Annotated in this window: 20 protein-coding genes and 1 tRNA gene; 7 read left to right on the plus strand and 14 right to left on the minus strand. The window is 56.4% G+C overall.

Annotated elements, in window-relative coordinates:
• Window positions 1-59: 59 nt before the first annotated feature.
• Together ACR0L4_RS16880 and ACR0L4_RS16885 are read right to left on the minus strand one after the other, a co-directional pair.
• A complete protein-coding gene (locus ACR0L4_RS16880) occupies window positions 60-905 on the minus strand; it encodes a methylenetetrahydrofolate reductase (protein ID WP_480514284.1) in 846 nt (281 codons plus the stop codon).
• Between the two features lie 102 nt (window positions 906-1,007).
• Entirely contained in the window at window positions 1,008-1,397 is a 390-nt protein-coding gene (locus ACR0L4_RS16885) for a DUF983 domain-containing protein (RefSeq protein WP_170751368.1), read from the minus strand.
• Between the two features lie 120 nt (window positions 1,398-1,517).
• On the opposite strand from ACR0L4_RS16885, the gene ACR0L4_RS16890 reads away from it, so the two are divergent.
• Entirely contained in the window at window positions 1,518-2,927 is a 1,410-nt protein-coding gene (locus tag ACR0L4_RS16890) for an aminotransferase-like domain-containing protein (RefSeq protein ID WP_480514285.1), read from the plus strand.
• Between the two features lie 76 nt (window positions 2,928-3,003).
• Here the strand turns inward: ACR0L4_RS16890 and ACR0L4_RS16895 are convergent, their stop codons facing one another.
• The gene (locus ACR0L4_RS16895) at window positions 3,004-3,615 is read right to left on the minus strand and encodes a TetR/AcrR family transcriptional regulator (protein ID WP_480514286.1); all 612 of its coding nucleotides are present in this window, start codon (window positions 3,613-3,615) and stop codon (window positions 3,004-3,006) included.
• 106 nt (window positions 3,616-3,721) lie between these two features.
• On the opposite strand from ACR0L4_RS16895, the gene ACR0L4_RS16900 reads away from it, so the two are divergent.
• From ACR0L4_RS16900 to ACR0L4_RS16910, 3 genes are all read left to right on the plus strand, one after another.
• The gene (locus ACR0L4_RS16900; RefSeq protein ID WP_480514287.1) at window positions 3,722-4,183 is read left to right on the plus strand and encodes a DMT family transporter; all 462 of its coding nucleotides are present in this window, start codon (window positions 3,722-3,724) and stop codon (window positions 4,181-4,183) included.
• Between the two features lie 61 nt (window positions 4,184-4,244).
• Window positions 4,245-4,700 (plus strand): nuclear transport factor 2 family protein, encoded by a 456-nt coding sequence (locus ACR0L4_RS16905; protein WP_480514288.1) that lies wholly within the window; start codon window positions 4,245-4,247, stop codon window positions 4,698-4,700.
• Window positions 4,693-5,073, plus strand: coding sequence for an SDR family oxidoreductase (locus tag ACR0L4_RS16910; RefSeq protein WP_480514289.1), 381 nt, complete (start codon window positions 4,693-4,695; stop codon window positions 5,071-5,073). The genes ACR0L4_RS16905 and ACR0L4_RS16910 overlap by 8 nt, the downstream gene beginning before the upstream one ends.
• 23 nt (window positions 5,074-5,096) lie before the next feature.
• Here the strand turns inward: ACR0L4_RS16910 and ACR0L4_RS16915 are convergent.
• The 6 genes from ACR0L4_RS16915 to ACR0L4_RS16940 all read right to left on the minus strand — a co-directional run bounded on the left by ACR0L4_RS16915 (window position 5,097) and on the right by ACR0L4_RS16940 (window position 8,223).
• A tRNA-Phe gene (locus ACR0L4_RS16915) sits at window positions 5,097-5,171 on the minus strand.
• 79 nt (window positions 5,172-5,250) lie between these two features.
• Window positions 5,251-5,433, minus strand: coding sequence for a DNA gyrase inhibitor YacG (locus ACR0L4_RS16920; RefSeq protein WP_480514290.1), 183 nt, complete (start codon window positions 5,431-5,433; stop codon window positions 5,251-5,253).
• The gene (locus ACR0L4_RS16925; protein WP_480514291.1) at window positions 5,430-6,452 is read right to left on the minus strand and encodes a ribonuclease E/G; all 1,023 of its coding nucleotides are present in this window, start codon (window positions 6,450-6,452) and stop codon (window positions 5,430-5,432) included. The genes ACR0L4_RS16920 and ACR0L4_RS16925 overlap by 4 nt, the downstream gene beginning before the upstream one ends.
• The gene (locus ACR0L4_RS16930; RefSeq protein ID WP_480514292.1) at window positions 6,449-7,027 is read right to left on the minus strand and encodes a Maf family protein; all 579 of its coding nucleotides are present in this window, start codon (window positions 7,025-7,027) and stop codon (window positions 6,449-6,451) included. Before ACR0L4_RS16930 ends, ACR0L4_RS16925 begins: the two co-directional genes overlap by 4 nt.
• Before the next feature lie 11 nt (window positions 7,028-7,038).
• The gene (infA, locus tag ACR0L4_RS16935; protein ID WP_005978431.1) at window positions 7,039-7,257 is read right to left on the minus strand and encodes a translation initiation factor IF-1; all 219 of its coding nucleotides are present in this window, start codon (window positions 7,255-7,257) and stop codon (window positions 7,039-7,041) included.
• 90 nt (window positions 7,258-7,347) lie between these two features.
• Window positions 7,348-8,223 carry a carbon-nitrogen hydrolase family protein gene (locus tag ACR0L4_RS16940; RefSeq protein WP_480514293.1) on the minus strand — a complete coding sequence of 292 codons (876 nt, stop codon included), beginning with the start codon at window positions 8,221-8,223 and terminating at the stop codon, window positions 7,348-7,350.
• A gap of 273 nt (window positions 8,224-8,496) precedes the next feature.
• Here ACR0L4_RS16940 and ACR0L4_RS16945 point away from each other — a divergent pair, with 273 nt between their 5' ends.
• The 3 genes from ACR0L4_RS16945 to ACR0L4_RS16955 are packed head-to-tail and all read left to right on the plus strand — an operon-like array spanning window position 8,497 to window position 12,167.
• A complete protein-coding gene (locus tag ACR0L4_RS16945) occupies window positions 8,497-10,155 on the plus strand; it encodes a glycosyltransferase family 2 protein (protein ID WP_480514294.1) in 1,659 nt (552 codons plus the stop codon).
• A 21-nt stretch (window positions 10,156-10,176) separates the two neighbouring features.
• Window positions 10,177-11,076, plus strand: a complete 900-nt coding sequence (locus ACR0L4_RS16950; RefSeq protein ID WP_480514295.1) for a hypothetical protein — start codon at window positions 10,177-10,179, stop codon at window positions 11,074-11,076.
• A gap of 11 nt (window positions 11,077-11,087) precedes the next feature.
• A complete protein-coding gene (locus tag ACR0L4_RS16955) occupies window positions 11,088-12,167 on the plus strand; it encodes an ATP-grasp fold amidoligase family protein (protein ID WP_480514296.1) in 1,080 nt (359 codons plus the stop codon).
• Window positions 12,168-12,312: 145 nt separating this feature from the next.
• Here ACR0L4_RS16955 and ACR0L4_RS16960 read toward each other — a convergent pair whose 3' ends face one another.
• From ACR0L4_RS16960 to truB, 5 genes are all read right to left on the minus strand, one after another.
• A complete protein-coding gene (locus tag ACR0L4_RS16960) occupies window positions 12,313-13,176 on the minus strand; it encodes a hypothetical protein (protein WP_480514297.1) in 864 nt (287 codons plus the stop codon).
• A gap of 393 nt (window positions 13,177-13,569) precedes the next feature.
• Window positions 13,570-13,839 (minus strand): 30S ribosomal protein S15, encoded by a 270-nt coding sequence (gene rpsO, locus ACR0L4_RS16965; RefSeq protein ID WP_170751405.1) that lies wholly within the window; start codon window positions 13,837-13,839, stop codon window positions 13,570-13,572.
• Between the two features lie 144 nt (window positions 13,840-13,983).
• Window positions 13,984-14,991, minus strand: coding sequence for a calcium-binding protein (locus ACR0L4_RS16970; RefSeq protein ID WP_480514298.1), 1,008 nt, complete (start codon window positions 14,989-14,991; stop codon window positions 13,984-13,986).
• A 95-nt stretch (window positions 14,992-15,086) separates the two neighbouring features.
• The gene (locus ACR0L4_RS16975; protein ID WP_480514299.1) at window positions 15,087-15,590 is read right to left on the minus strand and encodes a DUF1643 domain-containing protein; all 504 of its coding nucleotides are present in this window, start codon (window positions 15,588-15,590) and stop codon (window positions 15,087-15,089) included.
• A gap of 21 nt (window positions 15,591-15,611) precedes the next feature.
• Window positions 15,612-16,517: a tRNA pseudouridine(55) synthase TruB gene (gene truB, locus ACR0L4_RS16980; RefSeq protein WP_480514300.1), complete on the minus strand. Its 906-nt coding sequence runs from the start codon at window positions 16,515-16,517 to the stop codon at window positions 15,612-15,614.
• Window positions 16,518-16,543: the final 26 nt, after the last annotated feature.

A 16,543-nucleotide genomic window follows, 5' to 3' on the forward strand; every position in this document is an offset into this window, starting at 1 on the left:
AACAAGAAGCCCTCTCGAAAAACCAGCATGGCCGACCTCAATGGCCGGCCTTTTTTACCTCAAGCTAGCATTTTACACGAAGTATCCCACGTATGCCGCGCCTTAACCGCAGTAAGCCACTCAACGGCAGCCTTCGTGCCACCAAAGGGATAAAGGTGAACCGCAACATCAGCCAAATTGCGTCGTTGCAGCCCTTGTTCGATCAAGCAGACCAGACGGGAGAAATCAACGATCCCGTCCACGGTGTCACTCACGTTGTTCAACCCGCGAGCCGAAACCCCAAATGAGCGTGCAAACCTGAGCAGGAGATCCCTTTTGGTCGGCCCAGGTATTCCAATTTGGATCGGCTGGCCAACACCCACGTTTCGAAGCTGGCTTATCCAGTTGAGAATTCTGTTGGGATCAAAGGCAAGTTGAGTGGTTATGCTCACGCTGCACCCGCAGGATTCCAAAAGCTTTACCTTTTCTCCTAGTAAGGCCACATCCGAACGATAACCTATGGCTGCGTTTCCCTCTGGAAACCCTGGCAAGGTGACCCTTTTGATCGCGTACTTTTCAATCCACTCGGTTCGAAGGAGATCCATCGTGTTGTTGAATGGCCCCGACGCATTTGATGGGTCACCACCAACGACCATGACTTGTCCTTGTGCGCCGGCGAACCGGAGTTTTTCGGTCAGGTCAAACACGTGTTTCTTTGATTGAAGGCGTCGAGCTGCAAATATCGGCACCGGCAACAGTCCGGCATCGTCGATCCGGCGCACCGTTCGCAGCCTGTCGTAATCATCCTCATCGTTCAGCCAGGCCACATTGACAGGGGTTCTCGCAGGAATAAGGGGTGCGGCTGTTGTGAGATCCGCAATCGTTTTTCCTGTCGTTTCAAGTGAAAAGAAATCCAAATCCATCAAGGAATCCTCCCGCTTCAAATGCCGGACTCGTTCGGCATGACCTCGAAGCTTGGCAGCAGAAGCAAGCCAAAGGCGCATGGCTAGTCTGCAAAAGTAGGCTGGCTAGAACCCGTGCATTCGTTTGGCCCATTGGTATCCGACAATCAGGCCTTTCATGACCGGCAGCAGTGCCAAGGCACCGACTACTGCAATCACAGACATGCTGAGTGCCAAGACCCAGGGCTCTGGCCTCAATGTCACCCAGGCGATGTGCAACGCGAACCCCATAAGGTGGCCAACGATCAGGATCGTAAGATAAGCCGGACCATCATCAGCCCGCTGATGGCTCAGATCCAAACCGCAATTCGAGCACTCATCGTTCACTTTGATGTAGCTGTGCAGTAGTTTGCCTTCCCCGCATTTGGGGCACTTGAGGTGCATCCCATTCATGATCGCGGGTTTGATGGGGCGCTCTTCACTGTCGTCGTGGGCGTCAATTGTAAGGTCGGACATCTTTGATCTCCTTTGGTCGCGCCTCAGATAGTTCATCTTCTGACAAAATGCAATCAATAACCAATCAATGAGATGGCATGTGCGACAATATGTTGAATTAAGCCTGTGATATTGGTAAAGATGACAGACACAATCTTCTATATTGAATGGAACGATGCCTTGAAGTCATGGACACCGAATCTGCGCGACGACGGGAAACCACTCTATGTCCAGATCGCGGAGGCGATCAGACATGATGTAGAGACAGGTGTGCTTGAGGCAGGTGACAGGCTTCCACCTCAACGTAGCGTCGCCAAGCTTGTTGGATTGGACTTCACAACGGTGTCTCGCGGGTACTCTGAGGCTGCGAAGCGAGGGTATATCGACACCTTTGTCGGCCGGGGGTCGTTTATCCGGAAACCAGAAGAAACTTCAGAAAAAGCAGACCCACGCCGCGCGCTGGAAGAAGATCCGAACATGAACATGCCCCCGGAGCCAGATGATCCGGCTCTGGTGGCTCGTATGGAACAAGGCCTCACACATGTCGCTGCGAACCTCGTTCCTCTGCTTCGCTACCAATCCATTATCGGGAGCCGGCAAGACCGGGAGACCGCAGCACGCTGGATGAACATCAATGGTATCGACGTTTCAGCAGACCAATTGGCAATCGCGCCTGGCGCACATGCCAGCCTTCTGTCTATCCTGACACTGCTCTCCAAGCCGGGAGACACTGTGCTCTGTGAGCGAGTGACCTACCCTGGTATTCGTGCCATCGCAGCCCAACTCGGTATTCGGCTTGTCGGCGTGAGATCAGACGACAGCGGTATTCTTCCTGATGATCTGGATGCCGCTATCCAAGAGCACGCACCTTCTGCTCTTTATCTGAACCCGACGCTGCAAAATCCCCTGACTCTTACAATTCCGGTGGAGAGACGTCAGCAGATCGCGTCCGTTTTGGACAAGTACGGTTTGCCTTTGATTGAAGATGACGCCTGTCGCTTTGTGTCGTCGGAAGCTCCACCGCCTATCTCACAACAGATCCCCGAATTGGGTTGGTACATCGCGGGTCTTTCGAAGTGTCTGGGCGCTGGTTTGAGGCTGGCACTCACGGTAGCTCCATCTGGCCTGTCGAAAACCCACTTCACGCGTGCTTTGCAGGCATCGAATGTCATGGCGTCACCGATCACAATAGCTCTGATGGCGCGATGGATCGAGGATGGTACAGCCGCGGCGGTGCAAAAGTTCGTCCGCAAGGAGGCGAACCGCAGACAGAACTTGGCGGCCAAGATTATGCAGGACCAAGACTTTGTCGGCAGCAACGAAGCATTCAATATCTGGCTCAAGCTGCCCGAAGGGTCGAGCCGAGCTGACGTGATGAGCCATATGGCCAATCGTCAAGTCGGAGTTATGCCGAGCAATGCCTTTATGGTAACAGGTGCATCCGACGAAGCGGTCAGGGTGTGCCTGGGAGGGCCAATCTCATACAGCCAGCTGACTGAAGATCTCGAAGCGTTGAATTATGCGATTACCCATCTGAATTGGGTTCCCTAGGCTGTTAGGCGGTGACGAATATCTGAAGCGACCTTCGTCTCAGTTCTTCAATTTGCTTTATGGCTACTGTTTATTTCTATACACTTAGCACCAGATTGGTAAATCGTTGGATGTCTGCTGATCTGACAGGTCGATGCTGAACAATGAGGTGCCAGTAGAGCGGTGCGATAAACATATCCAGGATCATTTGCCGATCTGTGTCTTTTGTCAGCTCACCACGCTCAATAGCTCTGTCCAGCATGACCATTGCCTGGGCCCGGCGATCCCTTGTCACACTCTCCAGCAATTCTGCCAATTCATCAGAACGAGCGTGCTCAGCATGCAGGTCCGGTAGAATCCGTCTCACAAGCGGATGGCGCAGAGTTGCGGCCATCCTGCGCATAAGCCTGGCAACGTCCTTCTCAAATGATCCTGTGTCCGGAATTGGAGTGATATTCGTGGCTGCTGATTTCACCGCTTCGGTCACCAGTTCAAACTTTGATTTGCTCCGGCGATAGAGCGCCGCCTTTCCGACACCTGCACGAGCCGCAATGCGCTCCATTCGTAGAGCCGAGTAACCCGTTTCCGCCCATTCCTCAAACAAGGCGCGTTGGATTGCTTCCGTCACCGTGTCTTGCAATACGGCAGCTCCGGCCGGCTTACGACGCGGTCGATCAGGATTTTTTACGTCGGAACTATTGCGTTCCATCGTGATTCTCCCATATATAGGACGAAACGGTATCGTTCTGACGCAGTTTGGAGCAAACCCTCAAATACTGCAACCCAATTTTGGCACTTGTGGAAAGGACGCGAAGATGGACCCGAAAATCGCAATTCTGTGGTTTGCGCCTCTGCTTTGCGGGGCCTTGATACCCATCCATGCCGGAATGAACGCAGAGCTTAGCCGCGTGGCTGGTCACCCACTCTGGGCAACTCTGTTGTCGTTTGGAATTTCATTCGTTTGCCTCGTGGTCGGCATCGCATGGCTTCGACCGACATTGCCAAGCTTATCATCATTATATGCGGCTCCTCCCTGGGCGTGGGTAGGAGGTGTGATCGGTGTCATTTACGTGATGGCGACCATGGTTCTGATCCCACGCTTTGGGGCCGCCGCTTTTATTGCCGCAGTAGTCGCTGGACAAATGACGATGGCACTCATCCTGGACCAGAACGGGCTTCTTGGGAACGCTCCTCGACCAGCCGACTTCTATCGCATCACTGGTGCTGTGCTGTCGATTGCAGGTGTTCTGATCATGCAGTTTGGAAAAGCGACATAAGCCAAGTCATCACTCACAGAACAACCCTCCCGTAAAGGGAACAACAAGAGGTAATGAGATCATGTCTGACACAAACAACATACCCAGCTTTGGCGCGATGCTGCGCGGCGCTCTCGGAGATGCAATCATCGCAGAAGCAGGCGAAAACTTCCTGGACATGTGTGACGAAGGCATCGTGTTCGAGTTCCCGTTTGCTCCAGAAGGCTCGGTGCGAGAGCTCCGCGGCCGAGACACGATGGCCGCCTATCTGCCAAAAGCTGGGGGCCTCATCGGTTTTGAATCCATGAGCCCGGCAGTCACCCATGTTGCCAAAGACGGTGAAACCTTTGTGTTGGAATTTTCCTGCAAAGGTGCAGGGGAAGCCGGGCGCTATGACCAAAACTACATCTCGGTCATTAAGGTCAAAAACGGACGAATCACCCGCTACCGCGACTATTGGAATCCTCTGGTTCTGCTGAATGCTGTCGGAGGCGTCGAAGTTCTGAAATCCAAACTGGGAGACTTTATCGATGGCTAAGAACATTCTCGTCACCGGCGGCACCGGCAAGACTGGCAGCCGCGTCGTCAAACAGCTTCATGCAAAAGGGCTGACCCCCCGCGTAGGAACACGCAGCCCTCGAAACAAAGATGATTTACGGTTCGATTGGAGCGATCGGTCTACGTTCACGGATGCTTTCGAAGGCGTCAGAGCTGTTTACCTCGTAGCACCCACAGACACCGTGGATTCATTGGGAGCAATGCAGCCTGGTCTTGAGGCGGCACTTGCCGCGGGCGTCCAACGCTTCGTGCTGCTAAGTGCCTCTTCTTTGGATGACGTAAATGGTCTATTTGTTGCAGGAAATGGTGCGGGAACCCGCAACAAATCGAACTCTTCTATTTTTTCTATTTAATTTCAATGGGTTGTGATGTTTTGTGGTGCCCGGGGGCGGAATCGAACCACCGACACGAGGATTTTCAATCCACTGCTCTACCCCTGAGCTACCCGGGCACGGGAACGGTGTTTGCCGTTGGGTGCAGGCCTTCTATGACTTGCATCCCGCAGTGTCCAGAGGCTTTTTGACATTTTTTCAGTGCGGACGGTGGGCGTTGTCATTGGCCTCGGTGGGCTCGTCTTCAATGACCTCTTCACGCTGTGACGGTAGGGCATATGATCCGTTCAACCACTTTGCCAGATCAAGATCTGCGCAGCGCTTTGAGCAAAACGGACGGTACTTGGAAAGCGTCTGTTGCTGGCAGATCGGGCAGCTCATTCCAGCACCTCTTGCAACGGAATACGCCCGCGTTTGCGCTGCAGTTCGAAATGGCCCAGCGGCGTCCAGCCAGCCAGCGTTGTTTCGATTCCATCCGCTTTGAACGCGGCCCTCAAGGCTTGTTCAAAGCCCCGCCTGTCCTTTTTGGGCATGGGCGCCATATCCAACGTGATCTGCCCGCCCAAACCCCGGATCCTTAGCGCGCGAGGCAACGCTCTGGCGCAAGCAAAGTTTGCCTTGGTGCCTGCCGCCAAAGAGGTATCTGCACCGGTATTCACGTCAACGGCCACAAGCGCGTGTGTGGGTTCGATGAACAGATGCCCGCCACCGGGCAAGGGCTCGGAACTGCTGCGCGCCGCATCCAGTGCGTCCAAAACGCCGTGATGTTCGAAACTGCCCTCTTGGGTCACGACATCTGCGGGCTCGGTCCAATCCCGCCAGGCCAGGATATGAGGGCCGTCGCCCTCCGCAAGGATCTGGGGTTCCGTTCCGGGATCGTCCAGAACCTGCTCGGCCTGTACCAGCATGGCGTTGATATCTTCGGCAATCTCGTCCGCATTCTCGCCCTGACAGCATGACCGCAGGATCAGACCATACGCGCTGTCAGCCATGACCTCATGGGCGATTTCCAGCAGGCGGTCGCGTTCATCTTCATCCTTGATGCTACGCGAAATGTTCAGACCCGGAGCTTCGGGCGTCACAATCGCGTAGCGACTTTTGAACAGGATCCGGTCGGTGACCGGCAGCGCTTTGCCGGGTTCTGCAAAACCTGTCACCTGTACCAAAAGAAGCGCGCCCGGCGCGAGGCCCTTGACTTGACGCAGAAAGGCAGGCCCGCCTGGGGTGGTGAGAAACATGCCGCCTTGCCCTTTGACCGGGCGGTCAGCGCGCGCGCGGTAGATCGTGCCGGGGAACGGGGCATCGCCAGCAATCAGAAAATCGTCAAGCTTTCCATCGACCATCAGAGCGGCAGCTTCACGACCTTCGATGTGATCAAGAACGATTGTACGGCCTTTCATGATGCCTCACTGTACAAAGGGTAGCCTATCGCCTGAAGAAGTGCTGCCGTTTCGGATAGCGGCAGGCCTACGATGCCAGTGAATGAGCCGGAAATCCACGGAATGAACGCCCCGGCAGGGCCCTGGATGGCGTAGGCGCCTGCTTTGCCTTGCCAATCCCCTGTCGCAAGATAAGCGTTTACTTCCACGTCGGACAAGCGTTTCACCTTGACCTGAGAGACCACGTCACGTTGCAAAACCCGATCGCCACTCCGGATTGCGACCGAGGTTACAACCCGGTGCCTGCGCCCGGACAGAGCGTGCAGAAACTCGGCCGCTTCACCTGCGTTTTCGGGCTTGCCCAGAATCCGACGCCCCAGCGCTACCGTGGTATCGGCGCACAGGACAATATCCGCACTATCCGCCTGAACAGCCTGCGCTTTTTCGCGCGCAATACGGCTGCAATAAGGAACCGGAAGTTCGCCCTTCAAAGGCGTTTCGTCGATGTCAGGAGGGCGAACGGCATCGGGCTGCACGCCAAGCTGGGCCAGCAGGTCCAGCCGCCTTGGGCTGCCCGATCCGAGAATGAACGCCATAGGGTAAGGCGTTACTTGAAGCGGTAGTTGATCCGACCCTTGGTCAGATCATAAGGGGTCATCTCGACCTGAACTTTGTCGCCAGCCAGAACGCGGATGCGGTTTTTGCGCATCTTGCCTGCCGTATGCGCGATGATCTCATGGCCGTTTTCCAGCTCGACCCGAAACGTCGCATTAGGCAGGAGTTCCTTCACGACACCGGGAAATTCGAGCGTATCTTCCTTGGCCATGTTGTCTCCACACTTAAGTTGCACCCACAGAATCTGCGGGGATGTGCGCCTAAATGAGCTTATTCTACCCTTATTTCAAGGGCGGAATCACTAAAGCGCGGAGATTGTGACGGATTCGACTCGGGCTGTTTGCTCGTCCCAATGGGTTCGATTCAAGACATGGCCATCGGCGCGGACATCGGTGATGGCGCTCAGGTCGATATCGGCATAGGTCCAGCCCGGTTGATTCAGAGTCCCTTCGGCCAGAACGCCGGTCTGTGGAAAGCCCTTGTCCGGCGGGCCAAAAACGCCGCCCATTCCGGTGTTCATATCCACGGCCTCGGACCAATCATTGTTCCCCACCAGCGATGCCATGACCGTAACACATTGATTTTCCAAGGCACGCGACATCGCCCCGATCCGAACCCGCCAATACCCCGAGAGGGCTTCGGTGCAGGACGGCACAAGGATCAGATCCGCCTCGCTCAGTGCGCGGCCCAGCAGGGGGAATTCGCTGTCATAGCAGATCAGCACGCCGATCTTGCCCAACGCCGTGTCGAACAATTTGAGCGGCCCGCCCGGGGCAATGTCCCATTGCTCACGCTCGAACCGGGTCATGATCTGTTTGTCCTGATGGTCTTGAAAGCCATCCGGAGTATAGAATTCAGCCCGGTTTACCGGTCGCCCCGTCCCGGTCACAACAGGCGCAGAAGCGCCCAGAATATATGTCTTGTATTCACGCGCGAGGCGCTGATGCAAACCGTGTACCTCTTCCATTCGCCCTGAGACGGCCTGAATCGAGCGCTCAAGATCCCCCGCCACCTCGGGCCCGTCCAGCGTCGACAACTCCATCGCACCATATTCGGGAAAGACCAGCAAATCGGCCCCGTTCTCGGCGGCCTGATCCACCCAGTGGTTCAATTTGTCCTCATACTGGGCCCAACTGTCGAGCCAGTCGAGATTGTAAGCGGCGGTGGCGACTTTCATTCACAGGATCCTTCCTAGCCCAAAGCGTGCGACAGGGGTTCAGAAAACACGAGTTGTTTTAGAGTATTCATCAGTAAGAGTCCCAAAATGCATGAAACATAAGATCGGATGTCAACACGGGTGCTGATGAATTTGGCCGAATGCAACGGTTCAAACTGGAAAAAGACCATAGTTGCGGCGGTGCCTGCTGCTCTTTCCCAGAGAGGGGCCGTGCTTCTTGTGGACGTGGGCTGCCTATAGTAATTTGAAAAAAAATGATTGGGGCTTCAAACAGTGACGGGCAAAACGGTGTCTCAGCCAGGTGAAGATCGGTACCTGTTTGTTTCCACAATGAAAGACGAAGCCCCCTATGTTCTGGAGTGGGTCGCCTGGCACTACCTGATCGGATTCTCTGATTTTCTGGTCTATACAAATGATTGTACCGACGGCACAGATCTGATGCTCCAACGGCTCGAGCAGTTGGGGATTGTCAAACATGAGTACAATGAAGTTCTGCGACGTGGGCCCCATAAATCGGCTTTGAAACATGCACTTGCACATCCGCTATACAAGGACTGCAATTGGGTGTTTGTGGGCGACGTGGACGAGTTTCTGAGCATTCATGTCGGTGACGGCAAGCTTGCAGATTTGCGCCAAACCTATCCCGATGCGGATGTCATTCCCGTGGTGTGGCGGATGTTTTCCAATAACGGATTGATCGATATCCCCGACGGCTTGATTACCGAACAGATGACCGATGCGGCGCCTTGGCCCGAGAAGGACGCCGAAAACAGGTCCGGGTTTATAAAAACATTGTTCCGAGCCGATGAAAATATCGAGAAACTGGGATTGCATCGCCCCTTCCATAGCGAAGGTAGCGACGAGATCTGGGCCCCGCGCAAACCCGAGGAAAGCGACAAGCTGAAACTGACCGGTGATCTGGGAGAGGCGGTCGCTCAGGTCAACCACTATGCGGTGCGTTCCGTAAAATCCTTCATTCTGAAACGCCACCGCGGGCGGGCCAATCACACGGGCCACACGATCGGATTTGACTATTGGTCCCGTTGGAACATCGGGGGCGAACAGGATCACTCGGTTGCGCGCCATCGTGACGCTTTGCGAGAGGCCGTCGATGAGTTGCTGCAAGACCCTATTCTGCGTGCGTTGCACAATGCCGCTGTGGATATCCACCGCCAGCGGGTCGAAGAGGTTCTGCACGAGCCCGAGACCAAAGCCGTTTTTGATGCGATCATGGACGGCCAAAGGCCCGTTGCACCTGCGCCGCCGCCTACCGATGCGGGCACCACAGGCGCGGCAGAGGCCCCTTTGCCAGGTCTTGCCAGCCCGCAGGAATCGCGGGACATCATCCAGGGTATTCTGGACGAGAATGCGTTGAATCGCGCTCCGAAGCGACGGGCCTTGCGCCGCAAGATGCTGGATGAGGTCATGCCCAAGGGCGCGCGCTGTGCCGAGATTGGGGTCTGGCAGGGTGACTTCTCGGCGGAAATCCTTGAGATTACGCAGCCTCGCGAACTGGTTCTGATCGACCCTTGGGATTTGCTGGCACAAAAGTCTGACGAACACACCCACGCCCAGCATGCCAGCGCCAACAAAATGCGCGCAAAGTACGATCACATCATGAATACGATCGGGCGCATTCCCAATTGCATCGTGCGCAAGGGCTTTTCCGCCGAGGTTCTGGAGACCTATCCCGACAACTATTTCGATTGGGTCTATATCGACGGCAATCACATGTACGATTTCGTATTGCGCGATATTCTGGTATCCGCTCGCAAGGTGCGGCCGGGTGGCGTCATCGCTGGTGACGATCTGTTCTGGAAGCGTGACGACCGCATGCCGGTGCGCGAGGCGATGCGCGAGGCTTTGCGGCAACTGGGCGATGGCTTCACACAGACCCGACGCGGCGCGCAGTTCATCATTCACCGCGCATAGCAGTCAATCGAAAGGGACATCATGACCAGGGACTATCAGATTGGCATGCTCTGGGTCGAAGGGCCGCTGAGTTTTCTGGAACAGCTGTGCATCGTCTCGTTCCTGGATGCCGGGCAGCATGTACGCCTGTATACCTACAATGAAGTCACGAATGTGCCGGACGGTGTCGAACTGTGCGATGCGCGCGACATTCTTCCAACCGAGGATTTCATCGCACATAATCGTACTGGCAGCGTGGCGTTGCATTCGGATGTCTTCCGATACCGGATGCTGGAACAAGACCCCGACATTATCTGGGCGGATACCGATGCCTATTGTGTAAAGCCCTTTACCACCGATACGGGCCATCTTCATGGCTGGGCTGACGAACACGAGATCAATGGTGGTGTCCTGCGTCTGCCGACCGATAGCCCGGTGCTTGGCGATCTGCTTAAATACACCGAAGATCCCTATGGCATTCCGCCTTGGTCCCCGCGTTGGTTGCAGCGAGAGTTGATCGCTGAAAAAGAGGCCGGAACCCCGCGCCATGCAGGGGACATGCCCTGGGGTGTGTGGGGACCCAGAGCCCTCACATGGCTGTTGCACCATCATAGCGAAGACAAATTTGCCCAGCCCAACCAGGTGCTGTACCCCGTGCCCTACCGCAACCGCCGCTGGATGGCGCGCCCGGGCCGTGACCTGAGTGGGTTCCTGCAGGACGATACGATGTCGATCCATTTCTATGGGCGTCGCATGCGGGCCTTTCTAAAGCAGACCTATGACGGTGTGCCACCGGATGACTGCCTCATCGGCCAATTGCTGATCAAGCATGGCATTGACCCAAGGTCCGCTCCGATCCCGGATAAAAAGGAGCTTGTAGAAGAGACCGACAACCAGCACGAGGCTGACGACAGCCAGAATGATGGTGCCGTGACTTCGTGATGGAGCCTCGCGTGAAACCTCGATTCCGTGACATGTTGCCCGATCTTCCGCCGCTGGCCACAGCCCCCGAGGATATTCTGGCCGCGTTCCCGGACCTCGTGACCGATCGCGATATCCGGCGGCTGAACCTTTTTCTGCGCTATAGCGAATACCTGCTGGCCGAGATCCGGGCGCGCAACCTATACAATATCAACCAGCTACCTGTGTCGGATGCCGGGACCGGTTATGAATACTATCGATCCGATCCGGCCCGGATTTTTGCCATGGCGACCTCGATTAATCGTTTCAGTCACAACCATGGGCATACGCCGGATTTCCTCGACCCCAAGACGGCTACGGAAAAGCTTCTGGTCATGAAGATGTTCGGCGATATTCCCAATGGCCCTCCGGCGGACAAGCTTGCGGCCGAACTGTATGTGCCCCGTGATGTTCTGCCGCTGCTTACCCCGACGCGTCGGGTCTGGATCGCGACGCAACCGGCGCTGCCAGCCAATGATGAAATCGCGCCGGGGCGGTACTATCTCAAGACCAATTTCGGGGCGGGCAACAATATTCCTATCCGGTATCCCTTGCCTGTCGAGGATCGCGACGCGCTTCTAAGCAAACAAAACACCTGGTTCGAGCGACGGCACCGCCATGGGTTCTGGGCCGGAGAATGGTGGTATCACACGATCGAGCCGCGGGTATTCATCGAAGAAGATCTGTCCGAAGAAGGGCAGGACATCACCGACTGGAAACTATGGGTGCTGGGCGGACAATTGGGCGCTATCCAAGTGGATCAGGATCGGTCGACACAGCATATCCAGAGGATTTACGACCGTGATTTCGCGTTGCTGCCTTATGAATTGTACTACCCCAGCGACACAATGTCGGGGCCGCGTGCGGCGCGGCATGACGACATGGTCGCCGTCGCCGAGGCAATCGGTGCAGACCTTGAATTCGCCCGCGTAGATTTCTTTTTGCGTGGCGATGATTTGTATCTGGGTGAAATCACCCTTTGCCCGTTTGGGGCCAAGAAAGCTATGCGCAGCCCGGAACTGGACCGGCAGCTTGGCGAGACTTGGAATGGTACCAGACTTTTCCCTGCATAACAGCGGCAAGCTTGGTCCATCGAACGTCAAGGCCAGCTTGTGACAAACCCTTGGGGCAATGGATGTATCAGGTCGCGTCGTTTTTGCCGTCCGATTGGTGTTTCAAGACGGGGCGTGTTCAGCGGACGCTTTGATGGGATAGGTGTTAGTTCTTTTTGGTTTCCGCTTGCGTCAGGACGGACTTCAACAGTCTTTTCATTGGTCTCGGGGCGGCGCGCAGAACCTTGCGCAACCGGTGTCTGGAATAGTTCTTTTCGCCAGTATTGATGCGCTCGATCACTTTTTCAAAAGTCACAACAGGGTGGACCAAACTGGATAGCGTAGTGTCTGCCGAGACGGCTTCGAACAGATGCGGGGGATTGGTGGCGAAACACTCTGGCCTGACGCGTCCGGGCAGAACCTCTTCAAGTGAGGCATGGCTGTGGCGACCGCGCTGAACAGCCCCGGTCAGTATCGCCTCGTCATTGAGGCGGATACCTTGCGCCAAAGCCTCGCTTCGTAATGTTTGCATATCGTGCAGAACCGGTCTGGTAACCCGCGTCACCGGAAAAATGCAGCCCCAACTCGGATCAAGACCGAAGGACGATAGCCCGCGGGCAAAACGTTTCGGGGCCGCATGGTTGGGGCTGAGATGTGCCGCGATTGCTTCTGCCGGGTGCGAAGCAACCGCTTTGACAAATCCCGATGCCATATCGGCGGGCAGGAACACATCGGATTCGATCAAGCAGAATTTGTTGCAGTCCGGGTGCTGCGCTGCCGCCATATAGTAGCACATGTCGCCGCAAAACCAGCCCCAGTCTGCCGGAAGGTCTGTCAGACCCAGTTCCCCCAGCGCCTCCTCGGTCATTGAAATCTTTTCGAATGTGCCAGTATCCGTCCGCCCCAGACGCTCGTCTGCAACGACCGCAACATGCGCGCCGGTCCTGCTCAGGTGATCCGCCAATAGCTGTGCGACAGGATCAAATTTCTGACCTCTTACAAGAAACATCATGTCCTGAACTGATCCCATTTAAGCGCGCCTTCCGAACATTACAGAGTACGGGTGTAGCGGATAGCATTCCTTGCAACGAAATCCGCCGTCATTTTTGGGTGTTTGCGATTGTGCCACAAAGGCGCCACGCGGTTGGGGCCGGCAAAGCAGTCTTCAACGCGGTAGATGAAATTGCGTCGCCGCCTCGGATTGTCATTCATTCGTGTCCGTCGCGCCTCACAGCTTCCAACAAATGATGCAAAAGCCGGGGGGCACATAGCCCTGACATCTAGGGCTGCCAGTGTTCTCAAAAAAAACGCGCAGACCTGGCCTGAGCGGACGCCCAAAACGTCTGAGAGTTCAAGGTCTTCAAACGAAAAGCGCCCACCAAATGGCGGGCGCAGGTTTCTCATCCGGATGCAATAGTCGTGCTTAACGACGGATGCCCAGCTTTTTGATCAGGTCCTGATAGCGTGCTTCTTCCTTGCCTTTCAGGTAGTCCAGCAGCTTGCGGCGCTGAGCAACCATCTTCAGCAGACCGCGACGACCGTGGTTGTCTTTCTTGTGGGTCTTGAAGTGATCGGTCAGGGTGTTGATGCGCGAGGTCAGGATGGCAACCTGGACTTCAGGCGAACCGGTGTCGCCTTCTTTGGTTGCGAATTCATTCATAACACGTGCTTTTTCAGCGGCAGTGATCGACATCGGGGTCTCCTTTGAAGGTTAGAGTTGATGGCGCAGGCCGGGATGTCGTCCAGCACAGGCCCATGGAGAAAAACGCACCGATTCCGATGCGGATGGGCGCGTATAGGCGCTTTTTCAGGGAATGGCAAAGAGTTTTCTGCGGGGTCAGCCGGTTGGGCTGAATTGCTCCAGCTCCGCCTCGGCGATCAATTGAATGTCGTCCACCGTCATGCTTTCGGCTCCGTAGACATGGGCAACCTCTTGCCCGTCAACTACAACGCGGGTCAGGTTCGGGTTGTTCTCATCCTGTTCGATTTGGATGTCCGGGTCGGTCGGGTCATCCCAGGTGATCAGCAACGTGTCTTCGCCGGGCTGAAAACCCATCACGGTGACTTCCTTGTCCGCCTCCTTGGCGTTCAATACGATATCGTCCGCCCCCTGACCGCCATTGGCCACATCCCCGGACCGCGTCAGAATGGTGTCGTCACCGGCACCACCGTTCAGAAAGTCGCTTTCGCCATCGTCATCACCCAGCAGCAGATCGTCGCCCTCACCACCGAACAGTACGTCTTTGCCCTCGCCGCCGGACAGGGTATCGTCGCCATAGCCACCATGCAGTGCGTCACCGCCGTCGCCGCCAGTCAGAACATCCGCCCCCTGACCGCCAAAGAGGGTGTCCGAGCCGTCACCGCCGTTCAGTTCATCCGCACCGAAATGACCATAAAGCGAGTCATCGCCTTCATCGCCTGCCAGCAGGTCGTTTCCGTCCTCACCGTGCAGCACGTCATTTCCATGCCCGCCGAAAATCACATCTTGCCCGTCACCGCCATGCAAAACATCATCGCCATACCCGCCATCGATAGAATCATCGCCACCATAGCCGTTGATCTGATCGGTTCCATCCTGCCCGACGATTGCATCTGTGCCGTCGGTGCCTGCGATAACCAGATCTCCCTGATGTTCGGAAATCACTGTTCCATCGGATAGCTCAGGCTCATCAGGAGAGTCCGGAGGGTCCACGTTTTCGCCTATGTCAAGAAACTCTCCGTCGGACAAGTCTTCGACACTGTCCTGAGCTTCTTCTTCTGGCTCATCCTCTGCCGCGAACACATCGCTCATCGCGTAGGCAGCACCGCCCAGCGCTGCCACTCCAAGCAATCCGGCCAGAAACATGGGACCCCTCCGAAAACACGTTGCTCCGAGGGTTGAATATCCCACTCCGTTCCCCGTTTGGTCAAAGCCAAGCTGGGGACGTGGTTAACCCTTTGTCACCATGGTTCGGGGCTTTGCGTGTAGGCAATGTAGAGCGGATGTTTCGGGTGTCCGTCCTTTGTCAGGCCCAGATGAAACAAAGGTTGCGCGGTGCCGCGCAGCAGGGTTTCGACTGCAGCACCCCGATCCAAATGCGCGCCATGGGTGCCCCAGGCAGCGATGACCTGATCGGCCCAACCCACGCCGTCCAGAATGGCCGTGTCATTCTCTGGCCCCACCGGATCGGCGGCGGCGCGCATCTTGCGCGGGTCGGTATCGCGCCAGGCAAAGATGTTGGTGACTTGAAACGCCCCGAACCCCAGCGCCCGTGCCCGGCGTTCGCAGCGTTCAACCGTTGGGTCGTTCTGCACCTCAGTAGCGGTTGACGGGTTCAGCATCACAAACAGCGCCTTGCGCCCTGACGGATCCCAGATGCGCGTCAGGCTATAGCGGTACTTTTCGCAATCGGAATAAACAGCGGTCGAGGGCGCGTCGCCCTTGGTATGTGTGCGGGTGATCATGGGTTTCGACTAGCACGCAGATTACGTGACGAACACCCGGCTGGGGTGCAATTCGCCGGATTTATAGATCCCCACGGCCACAGCCTGACCATCCAGGGAGGCCCAGGCCTCATCCCCGTATTCCACATCGGATGCCAGAACCATGCCCGGATTGCCATTGCGTAGACGGGTGGCGCCTTCGGGGGTGCATTTCAACTCGGGCAGGTCAGACAGGCCGGTTTCCAGCGGGTGCAGGTAGTCATCCAGAGCGGTGGTCTTGGCCATCTCGTCGATCTGTTCGATGCTTAGCCCATCTTTGGTCTCGAACGGGCCGGACCAGATGCGGCGTAGCTCTCGGACATGGCCGTAGCATCCCAGCGCCGCACCCAGATCGCGCGCGATCGAGCGGACGTAACCGCCCTTGCCGCAGGTCATTTCCAGCGTGACGTGATCGGCGTCGGGGCGGTCGACCAGAACCAGTTCCTCGACCCACAAAGGGCGCGCGGCCAGTTCCACATCCTCACCATCGCGGGCCAGCTTATAGGCGCGTTGGCCGTCGATCTTCACGGCCGAGAACTTGGGCGGCACCTGCATGATCTCACCGATAAAGGGCGCGAGGGCCTCTTTGATCTCATCATCCGAGGGGCGCGCATCGCTGCTTGCGATCACCTCACCCTCGGCATCGTCGGTATTGGTGGCCTGACCCAGGCGCACGGTGAAGGTATAGGCCTTCAAAGCGTCGGTTATATAGGGAACGGTCTTGGTCGCCTCACCCAAAGCCACGGCCAGAACGCCGGTTGCCTCGGGGTCCAGCGTGCCCGCATGGCCCGCTTTCTTTGCGTCCATTGCCCAGCGCACCTTGTTGACCACGGCGGTCGAGGTCATGCCCGCAGGCTTGTCCACCACCAGCCAACCGGAAATGTCGCGACCCTTGCGTTTGCGTCCCATTGTGCACCTTGTTCTATGCCGAGGCG

The organism is Ruegeria sp. AB5, assembly GCF_056542645.1.

Coding starts and splice junctions, on each gene's coding strand:
- ACR0L4_RS16885 (WP_170751368.1), bottom strand. CDS start 1,397: ATGTCCGACCTTACAATTGACGCCCACGACGACAGTGAAGAGCGCCCC.
- ACR0L4_RS16890 (WP_480514285.1), top strand. CDS start 1,518: ATGACAGACACAATCTTCTATATTGAATGGAACGATGCCTTGAAGTCA.
- ACR0L4_RS16895 (WP_480514286.1), bottom strand. CDS start 3,615: ATGGAACGCAATAGTTCCGACGTAAAAAATCCTGATCGACCGCGTCGT.
- ACR0L4_RS16900 (WP_480514287.1), top strand. CDS start 3,722: ATGGACCCGAAAATCGCAATTCTGTGGTTTGCGCCTCTGCTTTGCGGG.
- ACR0L4_RS16905 (WP_480514288.1), top strand. CDS start 4,245: ATGTCTGACACAAACAACATACCCAGCTTTGGCGCGATGCTGCGCGGC.
- ACR0L4_RS16910 (WP_480514289.1), top strand. CDS start 4,693: ATGGCTAAGAACATTCTCGTCACCGGCGGCACCGGCAAGACTGGCAGC.
- ACR0L4_RS16920 (WP_480514290.1), bottom strand. CDS start 5,433: ATGAGCTGCCCGATCTGCCAGCAACAGACGCTTTCCAAGTACCGTCCG.
- ACR0L4_RS16925 (WP_480514291.1), bottom strand. CDS start 6,452: ATGAAAGGCCGTACAATCGTTCTTGATCACATCGAAGGTCGTGAAGCT.
- ACR0L4_RS16930 (WP_480514292.1), bottom strand. CDS start 7,027: ATGGCGTTCATTCTCGGATCGGGCAGCCCAAGGCGGCTGGACCTGCTG.
- infA (WP_005978431.1), bottom strand. CDS start 7,257: ATGGCCAAGGAAGATACGCTCGAATTTCCCGGTGTCGTGAAGGAACTC.
- ACR0L4_RS16940 (WP_480514293.1), bottom strand. CDS start 8,223: ATGAAAGTCGCCACCGCCGCTTACAATCTCGACTGGCTCGACAGTTGG.
- ACR0L4_RS16950 (WP_480514295.1), top strand. CDS start 10,177: ATGACCAGGGACTATCAGATTGGCATGCTCTGGGTCGAAGGGCCGCTG.
- ACR0L4_RS16960 (WP_480514297.1), bottom strand. CDS start 13,176: ATGGGATCAGTTCAGGACATGATGTTTCTTGTAAGAGGTCAGAAATTT.
- rpsO (WP_170751405.1), bottom strand. CDS start 13,839: ATGTCGATCACTGCCGCTGAAAAAGCACGTGTTATGAATGAATTCGCA.
- ACR0L4_RS16970 (WP_480514298.1), bottom strand. CDS start 14,991: ATGTTTCTGGCCGGATTGCTTGGAGTGGCAGCGCTGGGCGGTGCTGCC.
- ACR0L4_RS16975 (WP_480514299.1), bottom strand. CDS start 15,590: ATGATCACCCGCACACATACCAAGGGCGACGCGCCCTCGACCGCTGTT.
- truB (WP_480514300.1), bottom strand. CDS start 16,517: ATGGGACGCAAACGCAAGGGTCGCGACATTTCCGGTTGGCTGGTGGTG.